The following is a 14,033-nucleotide window of genomic DNA, read 5'->3' on the forward strand; positions in this document are numbered from 1 at the left end:
CTAAGGCGAGGGCGAAAGCCGTAGTCGATGGGAAACAGGTTAATATTCCTGTACTCGCTATTACTGCGACGGAGTGACGGAGAAGGCTAGGCCAGCATGGCGATTGGTTGTCCATGTTTAAGGTTGTAGGCTGGGGACTTAGGCAAATCCGGGTCCCTAAGGCTGAGAACTGATGACGAAGCCCACTTAGTGGGTGAAGTGGTTGATGCCCTGCTTCCAGGAAAAACTTCTAAGCTTCAGGTAATAGTGAATCGTACTCTAAACCGACACAGGTGGTCAGGTAGAGAATACCAAGGCGCTTGAGAGAACTCTGGTGAAGGAACTAGGCAAAATGGTACCGTAACTTCGGGAGAAGGTACGCCGGTTTTGGTGATGGGACTTGCTCCCTAAGCTGAGGCCGGTCGAAGTGACCAGGTGGCTGCGACTGTTTATTAAAAACATAGCACTCTGCAAACTCGTAAGAGGACGTATAGGGTGTGACGCCTGCCCGGTGCCGGAAGGTTAATTGATGGGGTTAGCTTCGGCGAAGCTCTTGATCGAAGCCCCGGTAAACGGCGGCCGTAACTATAACGGTCCTAAGGTAGCGAAATTCCTTGTCGGGTAAGTTCCGACCTGCACGAATGGCGTAACGATGGCCACGCTGTCTCCACCAGAGACTCAGTGAAATTGAAATCGCTGTTAAGATGCAGTGTACCCGCGGCTAGACGGAAAGACCCCGTGAACCTTTACTACAGCTTTGCACTGAACTTTGAGCCTATTTGTGTAGGATAGGTGGGAGGCTTTGAAGCAGCGACGCTAGTTGTTGTGGAGCCGTCCTTGAAATACCACCCTGGTATGTTTGAGGTTCTAACTCTGGTCCGTTATCCGGATCGAGGACAGTGTATGGTGGGTAGTTTGACTGGGGCGGTCTCCTCCCAAAGAGTAACGGAGGAGTACGAAGGTGCACTCAGCATGGTCGGAAATCATGCAATGAGCATAATGGTATAAGTGCGCTTGACTGCGAGACAGACATGTCGAGCAGGTACGAAAGTAGGTCATAGTGATCCGGTGGTTCTGTATGGAAGGGCCATCGCTCAACGGATAAAAGGTACTCCGGGGATAACAGGCTGATACCGCCCAAGAGTTCACATCGACGGCGGTGTTTGGCACCTCGATGTCGGCTCATCACATCCTGGGGCTGAAGCCGGTCCCAAGGGTATGGCTGTTCGCCATTTAAAGTGGTACGCGAGCTGGGTTTAGAACGTCGTGAGACAGTTCGGTCCCTATCTGCCGTGGGCGTTGGAGATTTGAGAAGAGTTGCTCCTAGTACGAGAGGACCGGAGTGAACGAACCTCTGGTGTTCCGGTTGTCACGCCAGTGGCATTGCCGGGTAGCTATGTTCGGACGGGATAACCGCTGAAAGCATCTAAGCGGGAAGCCTCCTTCAAGATAAGATCTCCCTGAGGCCTTGAGCCTCCTGAAGGGCCGTGGAAGACTACCACGTTGATAGGCTGGGTGTGGAAGCGTTGTGAGGCGTTGAGCTAACCAGTACTAATTGCCCGTGCGGCTTGACCATACAACAGAGATGGTTACTAACGACTAGCTAAGCTAGCGGATTGTGAGTTAGAGACATACGATCCCTTGCGGTGTATTACTACAGATTGTTTTACCGACTTATTTGGGGTTATCGCCGGTCAATAATGACCAAGGCAAACAGCGATAACACGGCAGGCCAAGCACTTTGCTTATAAGACCAATGCCAACCCAAGCCAGTTTGCCTGACGACAATAGAGTTGTGGAACCACCTGATCCCTTGCCGAACTCAGAAGTGAAACGCAACATCGCCGATGGTAGTGTGGGGCTTCCCCATGTGAGAGTAGGTCATCGTCAGGCTTCTAATCCGAAAAGGGCCACCCAATAGGGTGGCCCTTTTTTTATGGCTGAAAATATTTAAAAAAACAAAAACAAAAGCTAAAAAAATAAGAGAGAGAAAGTAGAAAATACTTAGTAAAAATTAAATAGAAAAAATAAAAGTAATTCTGAAAAACTTTAATGCTCCACTTTCTCTTAAAAAGTCAGTCAGTAAATAAAAAAGAAAAAGCTAAAATTACCTGAGTACCTTAAACAGACGCTCTCCTAAAAAGCCTATAAAAATAGGTCTTTACCGACCTCCGTAGCAAACGCCTTTGCGTTCACTCAAAAAATAATCCAACAAAAATAACCCTCGTAAATACCAGAAAAGTACCCATACCACTCCCGCCAAAAATTAAAATTAGCCCATAAAAATATCGGTGATTTTTTAGTCTCTGCAGTAATCCCCTGTAACCACGGGGCCTGTAGCCCGTTTATTAAAGTTATGCACAACTCTATCCAGACTTTCTGTTAGTAACCTCTGGCTGTGGAAATCCGTGCAAAAAGTGCTGCTTTTTTACCCGCCTTCAATAGAGCCAAGCAACCACGGGGCTGGCCGGGGATATCCAAGAGTTATACACAGCTCTATCCATGGTTTCTGTTGGTAACAAAGACGCCATAAAACGGACATCAGTTATTAACAGTGTTATGAGCGATAAATCTGTGGATTACTGCGGCTGATTGGTACGCCAGTATGCGAGAGAAGAAAAATTTGGGGATAAAAAAAGCCCCACCAGGTGGGGCTTGGGTGGGCTAGCAAGCAAAGGCGTTATCTGGAACGAGCTCAAAGTTCATATCATTCAAACTGAGGTCTTCCAGTGGAACTAGCTCGGCAGGGAGAGCAAAGCGTCGTGCGGCATTGTTCTGGTGCCAATCCAATACTTCAATGTCTGCTAACTCTTCTTGCTGTAGATCTTGTAAAAAGGTCTTCAGCTCAGTGGTGCTCGCAGTAATTAGCGACTGGTAGTCGTAGGTTCCCAATAGTTTAACGAAGCGGTATTCATCCGTGGCATCTTCAATACGCAGCCAGGCCTGCCCATTGGAATTACCATCCTCGCCGAGAATAACCGGACCTTGATCATCGTCGAATACTGGAATGAGCTGATAACCGGGAACAGGTAGTATTGTCCCCACCCATACCCAACCAGAGAGGCTGGTGCGGCTTAATTGCCATTCACAGAGCCATACCGTCTGATCATCGTCTATGCGAAATTCCCGGTACTCCCTTTGGCTTAAATAGTTGTCAAAGCTGACTTCGGCATTGGGGTTATCTTTACGAAAACTATGAAGCTGTTGTGTCATTTCATAGTTTACTTCCCAGTGCTTTTTCAAGCGCCACTGCATTGGGTATTGGCCCCATTCAACGATATATTCTTCGTGCTCGCGAACAGTTTCGACTACGCGCCAAAAGGCGCCGTCAATAAGAATGCAGGTATCCCCGAGCTTGCAGCCCGGAGCAATGATGCTGCATTCAGGTGAGGCTTCGGACGCACTCACTAAGTGTTCGCTACGCCCTTCAATAACGTCATACCAGGGAAATCCGTGACGCAATGGCGGCGGGAATGCCAATGGCGGCCGGCCGCCAAGTAATCGTCGGAAGAGAACCGATTTTTCAATTTCAAGATCAGAAAGTGTATAGCCTTCCTGTTGTGTGATTTGGCCCCAGGCAAAGGCGGCTCGGATTAGGTGTTTTTCTCGGTCTGAAAAGCTCATGGGTGCAATCATGGGCAAGTAAATAAGAAACCATACCACTGTGCAGGGGTGGGTGCTAATGCAAATGCAATTATCTGTCTTTTGTTGAATGGCGACATGTTGAAAATGGTTCGATACACTGGCTGGGATAAATTAGATGGATAGGGAGTTGTCAGTGGTTTGGATACAGAGGTTTGCGATCTTCGCGATCGGCTTGTTTATAGGGCTATCTCCAGCAGTTGCAGAGGAGAGAGAAGAGAGTAACTTCTCGCCCTGCTACCTGGACGGCTGGAGCCATGCTCTGCACTGTACAAAGATACCGGTTGGTGAAGGAGAAGCTGCAGTAGATCTAGCGGTAACGATAGCCCCAGCAGTTAATGACATTGGACTGGAGCCACTTTATTTACTGGCCGGTGGCCCCGGCCAGGCAGCCAGTTATCTGACCCCAATTCTAAATGCCTTATATAAAGTCAATCAGAGTAGGGCGATCGTTCTTGTCGATAGGCGCGGCTCGGGTTACTCGGCTGCATTTGATTGTGGGATCGACGGAGAAGTCCATATGGATCTGGAGGCGGTCACCGATCAATTCTCAACTTGCTACCTTGAAAACTCTTCCTTTGCGAAAGCCCTGCATAGCCGTCAAGCGGTTGATGATCTGGAGGAAGTGCGCCTCCAGTTGAGGCATAAAAAAATTGCTTTGTGGGGAGGTTCTTGGGGAACTCGCACAGCGCTTCTTTACCAGCAATGGTATCCCGAAAGTTTGAGTGTCCTGATCCTGGATGCCGTAGCCCCGATTGATTCAAAAGTTTTTCTTACTGCGCAAGCTGCTGAAAAGGCGCTGCTAAAATTGGAGAAAGACTGCAGTCAGGATCCGGTGTGCTCCGAATTTGGCGATTGGAGATCTGACCTGGATAGCTTGCTTAGGGACTGGGATGGAAGAGCATCGAATTTCCCGGACCCCCACTCTGGTCGCACAATGGAAACAAGTGTTCCCCGGAGCTTCATACAAAACCTGATAAGGACCGCGCTCTACACACCTGAAATGGCAGCGCAGTTACCATACGCTATTAGCCAGGCTGAGGAAGGTAATTATTTGCCGCTATCGGGATTGGCTGGACTTTTATCTGATGATGGAAGTATGTCTATGGGGCTCACCTTATCAGTTGCTTGCGCTGAAGAGTTAAATCGCACTACAGAGGAAGAGCTGGCTGCAGATATTCGCAATAGCTTTTTAGGTGATGCTTTTTTTGAGATTTTTGCTGAGGGTTGCAAGGTGTGGCCCGTATCTCCTATCACTTACGAAGTCCCGGAAGAAAGAAATCATCCTGTGTTAATTATTTCCGGGGAGGCTGACCCTATTACCCCACATTATTATGCTGAACAAAGCTTGGGGTATCTTTCAGAATTAACACAGGTAGTGGTTCCAGGTGGTGGGCATATCAATAGTATGCGCGGTTGTATACCAAAGCTAATAGATGATTTTCTAAAATCTCCACTTGCTTCTTTAGATAGTGATTGTATTGCGGATATTCAAAGACCACCTTTTATGGCGGGTGCTTTTGGACCTGAAATTGATAAAGCGGTATCCAGTGAGTTGCTATCGAGCCAAGGGGATAACAAATGATTGCTGTTAAATCTATTCACAAGCAATTCTCTGGAAAGAAAGTACTCAAAGACCTGAACTTCAATATACCTGATGGCCAAATAACCGCTTTGCTGGGGGCTAATGGAGCCGGTAAAACTACTTGCCTGAGAATTATAGCGGGGTTGGTAAAACCGGATGAAGGTACAGTATTTGTTAGTGGGCTTAATGTGGCCGAAAAGCCATTAGAAATAAAGCGGCAATTGGGCGTTGTCGGCGATCGTGAAGGCTTGTATGAACGACTTACTGTAGCGGAGTACTTATCATTTTTTGCCAGTGCGCAAGGATTATTTGGGGCAGAGCTTAAGCGCGCATTGAATTCTGTTCGAGAAGAGCTGGAATTAGAAGATTTGTGGCAACGTCGGACAAAAGGCTTTTCCCAGGGGGAGAGAATGAAAGTGTCGCTGGCGCGGGCACTAGTCCACCGGCCTACGCATTTGATACTAGATGAACCGACTCGCGGTCTTGATGTCCTTGCAGCGAGACTGCTGCGGAAAACACTTCTGCGGTTGCGCTCTGAGGGCGTAGCCATTTTATTTTCCAGCCATATTATGGCTGAAGTCACTGAGTTGTCAGATAGAGTGTTGGTGATGGCTAACGGTGCTATTGTCGACAGTGGTACCCCAGATGAGCTTGTAGAGCGCACAGGCTGTAAAAACCTGGAAGATAGTTTTGTCACTCTGGCTTACGGGGTTAAAGGGGAGGTGATGGCATGAAATTTTTAAACCTATTATTTACTCCCGCCATGTCTGCTCTTTTGAAAAAGGAGTTATTAGAGGTTTGGCGTGACCGGCGAGCACTGTATTTATCGTTGTTTTTTGCCATTTTATTTCCCGGAATGATCGCATCAATGACTCTGTTTATGTTTAAGTCCCAAGGAGAGAGGACATTTCAGCTAGCGTTGTTAGGCGGTCAGGATTTACCAGTATTGGAGCAGCAGCTGAGTAAAGGGCGGGTGGAACTGGATAGCCTGTCAGAAGGGGACCCGATGGCTTTACTTGATGAAGGTTACGATGCAGTTGTGAAAATTGACGAAGGCTTTTCTACCGATTATCGCAATTTCCGCAGCCCCAAGATTTATTTGTATGTTGATAGCTCCGATCGTTTCAGCGGGCAAGGCGCGAGCCATGTTCAACAAAAGCTGGGTGAGCTACAACAGCTCGTTATTCAACAAAGAATGGTCGCTAGGGGAGTCCCACTAAAAACAATGGCACCCTGGCAAGTACAGGTCAGGGATGTCAGTACCCCCTCTACCCGCAGTGCCTGGATTGTTGGTTCAATACCGGCACTCCTGATAATGACGCTGTTTATAGGTTGCTTGTCCTCGTCCATTGATGCCTCTGCCGGTGAGCGGGAGAGAATGAGTTTTGAGGTATTGCTGCAACAACCTCTGGCCGCCTGGCAGGTGGTCCTGGCCAAGGTGCTCGCTGTAGCCAGTATCAGTTGGTTATCTTCTATTCTTGCGTTAGTTTCGCTAATGGCTGTTTTTCCATTTTTGCCCTTGGCTGAAATGGGGATACAACATGCAACTACGCTAAGTGGAATGGTCGCTATGGCGCTTGCCCTGCTGCCATTGGCTCTATTGGTTGCTGTACTGCAAATATTGTTAGCGTTGCGTTCCCAGTCATTTAAAGATGCTCAAACTCAATTGAGTATATTGCAGATTTTACCTGTCACTATGTTGTTAATATTGGATATGTCATCCATAGAGCTAGAGGAACCTGTCTGGCAGTTGGTCCCGCTGGTCGCGCAACAGCAGTGGTTTAAGGCTCTACTGGTTGGGGATACGGTCTCCATATCACTAATGATCGCTGGCTCACTGGTCAGCCTTTTGTTGGTTGTTGGGTGTATATTAGGCGGTGCCCGAGCGCTGCAGCGAGAGAGTCTGCTCGGAGCTACCTAGCTTACTGATTTAGAGAGTTGTACTGGTATGAGTGACTTTCGTGAAGGGTTATTAAGTATCAACCTGAGGTCTATAGCAGATAACTATCAGGATCTGGCTAATCGCTTGAAAGCCGGCACCCGGTGCGGTGCTGTGGTTAAAGCGGATGCTTACGGCTTGGGAATGGCTCATGTTGCACCGGCGCTATACGCTCAGGGATGCCGCGATTTCTTTGTGGCCACCCAAGTCGAGGGGGAGCGCTTGCGCAGTGACCTCGGCAACGATGTGAATATAGTCATTTTTACCGGTGTCAGGCCTGGTGCTGAACTAGAGTGCGCTCGCGCGGGTTTGATCCCCACATTGTTTACTCTGGATCAATTGAAGAGCTGGGTTGAAATCTGCGAGAAAGCTCAGTTGGAGGCCCCTTGCGCCGTAAAAATTGATACCGGCATGACTCGGCTGGGATTGACCCCAGATGAGTTCGAATTGCTGCTCAAGGACCGCCCTCTCTTGGAGTCCGCCGATGTTCGGATGTTCTTCAGTCATCTTGCCTGTGCAGATCAGCCCCAGCATCCGCATAACAAGCTTCAGTTGAACGAGTTTAAGACCGCGGGCGATCGCTTGCGGGAACTGTGCCCGGATATTCAGCTCAGCCTTGCGAACTCATCCGGCATCTTTTTGGGTGAGGACTATCACTTTGATATTGCCCGACCGGGCTCCGCACTATACGGCCTTAACCCTGTCCCTGAGGCTGAAAACCCGATGCGTCCAACGGTGACTTTGGGCTTGCCAATTGTCCAAAAGCGCTATGTCAGTCAGTCCCGGTCTGTGGGGTATGGTGCGACCCAGGAAGTTCCCGGAGATAGTTGGCTTGCGGTAGCTCGGGGTGGATATGCCGATGGCATTATACGAGCCCAAGGGGGGCGGGGGCGCGGATGGGGGCACGGCCGCCCTCTGCCAATTGTCGGGCGTATATCAATGGACTCTACCACTTTCGATATTTCGGGTCTCAGCGAAGAGGAGCGGGACTCCCTTCAGTCGATCGAGATTCTCAATGACCAGCTTACGGTGGATGAGGTCGCTGGGTATGCCGGGACTATCGGTTATGAAGTCCTGACGAGCCTCGGGCATCGCTATGGCCGCCATTATGTAAAAGGTTGAACAAATTGCAGGACGTCGCCGCAAAAACACCATTAGAACAGCTTCGCCCGGTGCTGGAGCTGCTGGCGGATGGGGAAATACACTCGGGAGAATCCCTCGGGAATGCGCTTGGTGTCAGCCGAGCCGCTGTTTGGAAACAACTACAAAAGCTCGAGAGCTACGGCCTGACGCTTGAGTCTGTTAAGGGGCGAGGTTATCGCTTGCCGGGAGGTCTCGACTTGCTATCTGCGCAGACTGTTACCGCTCAGCTGGATGATTCAGCCCGAGCGCTACTGCGCGAGTTGCGGGTTTTTGATGAATTGAGTTCAACGAACTCGCTGTTACTGGAACGTTTTGAAGAAGGTAAGGGGCATGCTGTAGCGATTCTCGCCGAGCGGCAAAGTGCCGGTCGGGGTCGCCGTGGTCGCAATTGGGTCAGCCCGTATGCCACAAGTATCAGCCTCTCAGTGGGCTGGGAGTTTAATGGTGGTGTACTAAGCCTGGAGGGGTTGAGTCTTGCCGTCGGTGTTGCTGTGGCAAAAGCGCTCGAGCGTTTTTCTGTACCGGGCGTGCGCCTGAAGTGGCCAAATGATGTGTGGTGCCAGGGCCGTAAATTGGCCGGTGTATTACTTGAGCTAAAAGGGGATTTAACCGATCGCTGTTCAGTGGTTATCGGTATCGGGTTGAATAATGGTCTCAATGCAAAGACAGCTGAGGAGATTGATCAACCATGGGCAGATCTCCAGCAAGTCCGTCCTGGTATTGGCCGCAGTGAATTAACTGCGGCGATACTCAGCGAGCTGTTACCGATGCTGGAAACTTACCCGGAAGGGGGCTTCGCCGCTTACCGGGAATCGTGGTCAACCCTAGACCAGTTTGCCGGGCAGCCAGTTCAGTTGCGGTCAGGTAATTTGAGCTGGGAAGGTGTTGCGGCCGGTGTCGATGAAAAAGGAGCCTTGTTACTCGACACTGATAAAGGGCAAAAGTCATTTCATGGGGGGGAAATCTCGTTGCGGGGGCAGGTGTGATTCTAGAGCTGGATGTCGGCAATACACGGGGTAAGTGGCGCTACCTGGTCGAAGGCGAGGTGATAGCCCGTGGTGATATCGAAACTGGGCAGTTGCGCCAGCAGGTTTTGCCTGAGGGTTGGGCAGACTTAACCCCCTACCGTTTTCGGGTAGTGAATGTCGCCGGTCCCGTTGTTGCTGAATTCTTGAGTCAGGTGGCCCGAGACCTGTTCACACTGGAGGCTGAATTCTCGGCAGTAGCGCCCCAATGTGCCGGCGTTATCTGTGGGTATGAAGACCACTCCGCCCTGGGGGTGGATCGGTGGCTGGCAATGTTGGCGGCCTACCAGCAATCTCCCCGAGCATCATTAATTGTGGATTGCGGCAGTGCGGTCACCTTAGATTTGCTGGACAATAGCGGGCGCCACATTGGGGGATATATCGTTCCCGGTTTCGGATTGATGAATCGCGTTCTCAGTGTCGATACTCATGCAGCAAAGAGTCGTGAGGCACTGGCCCTGACAAAAACATTGGGCGCGGGACGCAATACCAATGAGGCGATAAACCGTGGCCTCTTGCTGATGGTGTTGGGTGCGGTTGATCGAGCAATGGAAGAATTGCAGGTCCACTCCGGTTCCCCCCCTTTATTGTGGTTAACCGGTGGAGATGCGCAGTTGCTCTCCGCAGTTTACCAGCACGAACATCGCCTGGTTCCCGATTTGGTGATGGATGGGTTGGCCCTTAGTAATCCATAAAAATTTACTCTGTTATGCGCTGGATAGCCCTTTCTTTAGTCGCCCTGAACGCTGTGCTTTTTGCCTGGTATATGTTGGTAGCGCCGTCTCCGCAGTTAAGTAGCGGCAAGAGCCCGATCCCTCACGAGTCGGAGGGAAAGAAAATTACCCTCGTTAGCGAAATATCCCCTGAAGAGCTGCCTGCTCCAGAGAAGGCCGGGGCACTGAGCAAGGAGTCCTTTGAGGTTGAGCAGCTTTGTACGCTGTTGGGGCCTTTCGCGGAGGAGTACCAGGGCGAGGATCTCTTGCAGCGAATCCGGTCCCTTCAGGTTAAAGCCGAGCTGCGTGATATAGAAATGCAGGGGCAGATGCGCTACTGGGTATATCTGCCGCCACTGAGTTCGAGGCGGGAGGCCTACAACCGCTTGCGTGAACTACAGTCTCAGGGGATCGACAGCTATGTCATTCCCAAAGGCGCATTGGAAAATGGCATTTCATTTGGGATTTTCAGTGAGCGAGCCCGAGCTGAGTCCCATACCAGCGTTTTGAAGGAGAGGGGGGTTACCGCGCAGTTCAAGGAGGAGCCGCAAACCTATATGGAGCGGTGGATAGTTATGCCCCCTGGCAGCACAGAAAGTCTTGCAGAAGAATTTTGGCGACAACTGCAAAGTGAATACCCGGATCTGGATCGGCGCCCAAATCTTTGTTCTGAAGTGCTTGGCTAACAAAAAAGCAGATTTATCAGAAAACCATCAGGTGGCGTCTCGAATCGCTGTTTTTTTCAACAAGTTGGAATAGGCGACATAAAAAATATGATTTATCTGCAAAAAGGGTGTTGCGTGTCGAGATAAGTTCCCATAGAATCCCGCCTCCATTGACGAGGGTGACTTAACAACTTCGGCAATGAACGGGATAGGGCTGGCGTAGCTCAGTTGGTAGAGCAGCTGACTTGTAATCAGCCGGTCGGGGGTTCGACTCCTCTCGCCAGCTCCATTTTCATCCCGTTGCTGTCAAAATTAGGTTTCGCTGCTAAGTATGTGAAATTTAAAGAAAAATTGTTGACAGCGCAGCGAGATGTGTAGACAATGCACACCGCTTTGAGCAGGGGTTCCCGAGTGGCCAAAGGGATCAGACTGTAAATCTGACGCGAAAGCTTCGGTGGTTCGAATCCACCCCCCTGCACCATATTACACCTTAGGGTGTTGCGCGAAATCGAATGGTTTCGCATGGAGGTCCCGAAAGCGGGCATAGTTCAATGGTAGAACCTCAGCCTTCCAAGCTGATGATGCGGGTTCGATCCCCGCTGCCCGCTCCAAGTTTTGGGGTTGGTTGGAATGCTCTCCAGGGTGCAACATTTTAAGATGCCGTTATCGGCAAGATTTTAGCTCATGTAGCTCAGGGGTAGAGCACACCCTTGGTAAGGGTGAGGTCGGCGGTTCAAATCCGCCCATGAGCTCCATTTTATATGACCGCAAGAGTGAAAGCTCTTGCGGTTGTTTGTGTCCGGGGTCGGATTTTCCGGGTCGGATGTGCATGTTCTGGACGTGGGTGGTGCCGTTATCGGCTCGCCTATATATAGGAGGCTGCAATGGCAAAAGAAAAGTTTGAACGTTCCAAGCCCCACGTGAACGTGGGCACCATCGGTCACGTTGACCACGGTAAAACCACCCTGACCGCTGCTCTGACCCGCGTATGTGCGGAAGTTTGGGGCGGTGACGCTGTTGCTTTCGACGGTATCGACAATGCACCGGAAGAGCGTGAGCGCGGTATCACCATCGCTACTTCTCACGTTGAGTACGAGTCCCCGACTCGCCACTACGCTCACGTAGATTGCCCGGGACACGCCGACTACGTTAAGAACATGATCACCGGTGCTGCTCAGATGGACGGCGCTATCCTGGTATGTTCCGCAGCTGACGGCCCCATGCCGCAGACTCGTGAGCACATCCTGCTTTCCCGTCAGGTAGGTGTACCTTACATCGTTGTATTCCTGAACAAAGCGGACATGGTAGACGACGAAGAGCTGCTCGAGCTGGTAGAAATGGAAGTTCGCGAACTTCTGGACCAGTACGAGTTCCCAGGTGACGACACTCCGATCATCGTTGGTTCCGCTCTGATGGCCCTGAACGGCGAAGACGACAACGAAATGGGTACTACCGCTGTTAAGAAGCTGGTAGAGACTCTGGACGAGTACATCCCTGAGCCAGAGCGCGCTGTAGATCAGCCGTTCCTGATGCCGATCGAAGACGTATTCTCTATCTCTGGCCGTGGTACTGTTGTAACTGGTCGTGTAGAGCGCGGTGTGATCAACACTGGTGACGAGATCGAAATCGTTGGTATCAAAGAAACCACTACTACTACCTGTACTGGTGTTGAAATGTTCCGCAAGCTGCTCGACGAAGGTCGTGCTGGTGAGAACATCGGCGCACTGCTGCGCGGCACCAAGCGTGACGAAGTAGAGCGTGGTCAGGTACTGGCTAAGCCGGGCTCCATCACTCCGCACACCAAGTTCGAAGCGGAAGTGTATGTACTGTCCAAGGACGAAGGTGGTCGTCACACCCCGTTCTTCAAAGGCTACCGTCCTCAGTTCTACTTCCGTACTACCGACGTAACTGGTGCGGTAGAGCTGCCGGAAGGTACTGAAATGGTAATGCCGGGTGACAACATTCAAATGGTTGTTACCCTGATCGCTCCGATCGCCATGGAAGACGGCCTGCGCTTCGCTATCCGCGAAGGTGGTCGTACCGTAGGTGCGGGCGTTGTTGCTAAGATCATTGAGTAATCTTTGATTTCTGCATCACAATATTCTATGTGGTGCACCAGGTGGGAGAGTTCCTGTAGCTCTCTCATCTTTGAGTGCGAAAGTGCTCACACTGTACAGGCCAGTAGTTCAATTGGTAGAGCACCGGTCTCCAAAACCGGGTGTTGGGGGTTCGAGTCCCTCCTGGCCTGCCATTTTTAATCACTCCGCTTAGATAAGCTTAGGGGTGTCGCAAAACCCTACTTGTCAGTGGGGCTTTTGTGTTTATGAGCGCTAAAAGATTATCTATAGTGCGCTAAGGGCTTCTTATATGAATGCTAAAACAGAAGCGAAAACCTTTCGTCTTGACGGTCTGAAGTGGTTGTTAATAGTGCTGCTGGTGGGCGGTGCTGTTGCAGGCAATTCATATTACGCCGAATTCCCTTTGTTTTACCGAGTGTTGGCAGTAACTGCCATCTGTCTGGTAGCTCTGGTTGTGGCTGTAAATACCGCCAAAGGCAATGCGTTGTGGCAACTGTTGCGCGAAGCGCAAACTGAAGTCAGGCGTGTGGTTTGGCCGACCCGCCAAGAAGCAACCCAGACCACAGCGATTGTGGTTGTTTTCGTGTTGATTATGGCGCTTATCTTGTGGGCGCTTGATTCGGCTCTGGGTTGGGCGGCTTCCAAATTTATCGGCTAAAGGTTGATACATGTCAAAGAATTGGTATGTGGTCCAGGCTTACTCGGGCTATGAGAAGCGTGTCGCCAGCTCCCTGAAAGAGCGCATTGAGCTGAACGAAATGGACCACCTGTTTGGTGAAGTCCTGGTTCCCACGGAAGAAGTGGTTGAAATGCGCGCAGGGCAAAAGCGTAAGAGTGAGCGCAAGTTTTTCCCGGGCTATGTCCTGGTAGAAATGGAATTGAATGACGATACCTGGCACTTGGTGAAAGAAACTCCCCGAGTACTGGGTTTTATCGGCGGTAAGGCGGATAAGCCAGCCCCGATCACTGACCGCGAAGCGCAGGCTATCCTGAATCGCATCGACGATTCCGCCGATAAGCCCAAGCCCAAGACTCTGTTTGAGCCTGGTGAAATGGTTCGAGTTATCGACGGTCCGTTTAATGATTTCAACGGTGTGGTTGAAGAGGTTAACTACGAGAAGAGTCGCTTGCGAGTGGCTGTGTTGATCTTCGGACGTTCCACCCCGGTTGAACTGGAGTTCAGTCAGGTAGAGAAGACCTGATTCCAGTATAAATTTTTTGCCCCCTTTCGCCGTGAGGTGGAAGGGGGTTTTCGCGTCCCCGA

11 protein-coding genes, 5 tRNA genes and 2 rRNA genes (1 of these 18 running past the window's edge) are annotated in these 14,033 nt (G+C 50.6%); 17 read left to right on the forward strand and 1 reads right to left on the reverse strand.

What is annotated here, in order from left to right:
* Nucleotides 1–1,555: ribosomal RNA gene (locus ACJJIY_RS07635) — 23S ribosomal RNA — on the forward strand; it begins 1,327 nt to the left of the window's first position.
* A 201-nt stretch (nucleotides 1,556–1,756) separates the two neighbouring features.
* Nucleotides 1,757–1,872: ribosomal RNA gene (gene rrf / locus ACJJIY_RS07640) — 5S ribosomal RNA — on the forward strand.
* Between the two features lie 771 nt (nucleotides 1,873–2,643).
* On the opposite strand, the gene ACJJIY_RS07645 is transcribed toward rrf, so the two are convergent.
* On the reverse strand, nucleotides 2,644–3,603 hold the full coding sequence (locus ACJJIY_RS07645) for a hypothetical protein (protein ID WP_444895291.1): 960 nt from the start codon (nucleotides 3,601–3,603) through the stop codon (nucleotides 2,644–2,646).
* Between the two features lie 136 nt (nucleotides 3,604–3,739).
* On the opposite strand from ACJJIY_RS07645, the gene ACJJIY_RS07650 reads away from it, so the two are divergent.
* From ACJJIY_RS07650 to nusG, 15 genes are all read left to right on the forward strand, one after another.
* Nucleotides 3,740–5,206, forward strand: a complete 1,467-nt coding sequence (locus tag ACJJIY_RS07650) for an alpha/beta fold hydrolase (protein WP_444895290.1) — start codon at nucleotides 3,740–3,742, stop codon at nucleotides 5,204–5,206.
* Complete coding sequence (locus ACJJIY_RS07655) at nucleotides 5,203–5,940, forward strand: ABC transporter ATP-binding protein (RefSeq protein ID WP_444895289.1); 738 nt, start codon at nucleotides 5,203–5,205, stop codon at nucleotides 5,938–5,940. Before ACJJIY_RS07650 ends, ACJJIY_RS07655 begins: the two co-directional genes overlap by 4 nt.
* Nucleotides 5,937–7,127 (forward strand): ABC transporter permease, encoded by a 1,191-nt coding sequence (locus tag ACJJIY_RS07660; protein ID WP_444895288.1) that lies wholly within the window; start codon nucleotides 5,937–5,939, stop codon nucleotides 7,125–7,127. Before ACJJIY_RS07655 ends, ACJJIY_RS07660 begins: the two co-directional genes overlap by 4 nt.
* 27 nt (nucleotides 7,128–7,154) lie before the next feature.
* Nucleotides 7,155–8,267 (forward strand): alanine racemase, encoded by a 1,113-nt coding sequence (alr, locus tag ACJJIY_RS07665; protein WP_444895287.1) that lies wholly within the window; start codon nucleotides 7,155–7,157, stop codon nucleotides 8,265–8,267.
* Nucleotides 8,268–8,272: 5 nt separating this feature from the next.
* Nucleotides 8,273–9,274, forward strand: coding sequence for a bifunctional biotin--[acetyl-CoA-carboxylase] ligase/biotin operon repressor BirA (gene birA / locus ACJJIY_RS07670; RefSeq protein ID WP_445359392.1), 1,002 nt, complete (start codon nucleotides 8,273–8,275; stop codon nucleotides 9,272–9,274).
* Nucleotides 9,271–10,008: a type III pantothenate kinase gene (locus ACJJIY_RS07675; protein ID WP_413664281.1), complete on the forward strand. Its 738-nt coding sequence runs from the start codon at nucleotides 9,271–9,273 to the stop codon at nucleotides 10,006–10,008. Before birA ends, ACJJIY_RS07675 begins: the two co-directional genes overlap by 4 nt.
* Before the next feature lie 14 nt (nucleotides 10,009–10,022).
* Entirely contained in the window at nucleotides 10,023–10,712 is a 690-nt protein-coding gene (locus ACJJIY_RS07680; RefSeq protein ID WP_444895284.1) for an SPOR domain-containing protein, read from the forward strand.
* 192 nt (nucleotides 10,713–10,904) lie between these two features.
* Nucleotides 10,905–10,980 (forward strand) — tRNA-Thr (locus tag ACJJIY_RS07685).
* 108 nt (nucleotides 10,981–11,088) lie between these two features.
* Nucleotides 11,089–11,172 (forward strand) — tRNA-Tyr (locus ACJJIY_RS07690).
* A gap of 56 nt (nucleotides 11,173–11,228) precedes the next feature.
* Nucleotides 11,229–11,302: transfer RNA gene (locus tag ACJJIY_RS07695), tRNA-Gly, on the forward strand.
* Nucleotides 11,303–11,371: 69 nt separating this feature from the next.
* Nucleotides 11,372–11,446: transfer RNA gene (locus ACJJIY_RS07700), tRNA-Thr, on the forward strand.
* Nucleotides 11,447–11,575: 129 nt separating this feature from the next.
* On the forward strand, nucleotides 11,576–12,769 hold the full coding sequence (gene tuf, locus ACJJIY_RS07705; RefSeq protein WP_108731642.1) for an elongation factor Tu: 1,194 nt from the start codon (nucleotides 11,576–11,578) through the stop codon (nucleotides 12,767–12,769).
* A gap of 97 nt (nucleotides 12,770–12,866) precedes the next feature.
* Nucleotides 12,867–12,942, forward strand: a tRNA-Trp gene (locus ACJJIY_RS07710).
* Between the two features lie 116 nt (nucleotides 12,943–13,058).
* Nucleotides 13,059–13,427 (forward strand): preprotein translocase subunit SecE, encoded by a 369-nt coding sequence (gene secE, locus ACJJIY_RS07715; RefSeq protein WP_108731643.1) that lies wholly within the window; start codon nucleotides 13,059–13,061, stop codon nucleotides 13,425–13,427.
* Nucleotides 13,428–13,437: 10 nt separating this feature from the next.
* Entirely contained in the window at nucleotides 13,438–13,971 is a 534-nt protein-coding gene (gene nusG, locus ACJJIY_RS07720; protein ID WP_108731644.1) for a transcription termination/antitermination protein NusG, read from the forward strand.
* The last annotated feature ends 62 nt before the right edge of the window (nucleotides 13,972–14,033 follow it).

This window comes from Microbulbifer maximicatervae (SeqCode), assembly GCF_052468155.1.

Coding starts and splice junctions, on each gene's coding strand:
- ACJJIY_RS07645 (WP_444895291.1), bottom strand. CDS start 3,603: ATGAGCTTTTCAGACCGAGAAAAACACCTAATCCGAGCCGCCTTTGCC.
- ACJJIY_RS07650 (WP_444895290.1), top strand. CDS start 3,740: ATGGATAGGGAGTTGTCAGTGGTTTGGATACAGAGGTTTGCGATCTTC.
- ACJJIY_RS07655 (WP_444895289.1), top strand. CDS start 5,203: ATGATTGCTGTTAAATCTATTCACAAGCAATTCTCTGGAAAGAAAGTA.
- ACJJIY_RS07660 (WP_444895288.1), top strand. CDS start 5,937: ATGAAATTTTTAAACCTATTATTTACTCCCGCCATGTCTGCTCTTTTG.
- alr (WP_444895287.1), top strand. CDS start 7,155: ATGAGTGACTTTCGTGAAGGGTTATTAAGTATCAACCTGAGGTCTATA.
- ACJJIY_RS07680 (WP_444895284.1), top strand. CDS start 10,023: ATGCGCTGGATAGCCCTTTCTTTAGTCGCCCTGAACGCTGTGCTTTTT.
- tuf (WP_108731642.1), top strand. CDS start 11,576: ATGGCAAAAGAAAAGTTTGAACGTTCCAAGCCCCACGTGAACGTGGGC.
- secE (WP_108731643.1), top strand. CDS start 13,059: ATGAATGCTAAAACAGAAGCGAAAACCTTTCGTCTTGACGGTCTGAAG.
- nusG (WP_108731644.1), top strand. CDS start 13,438: ATGTCAAAGAATTGGTATGTGGTCCAGGCTTACTCGGGCTATGAGAAG.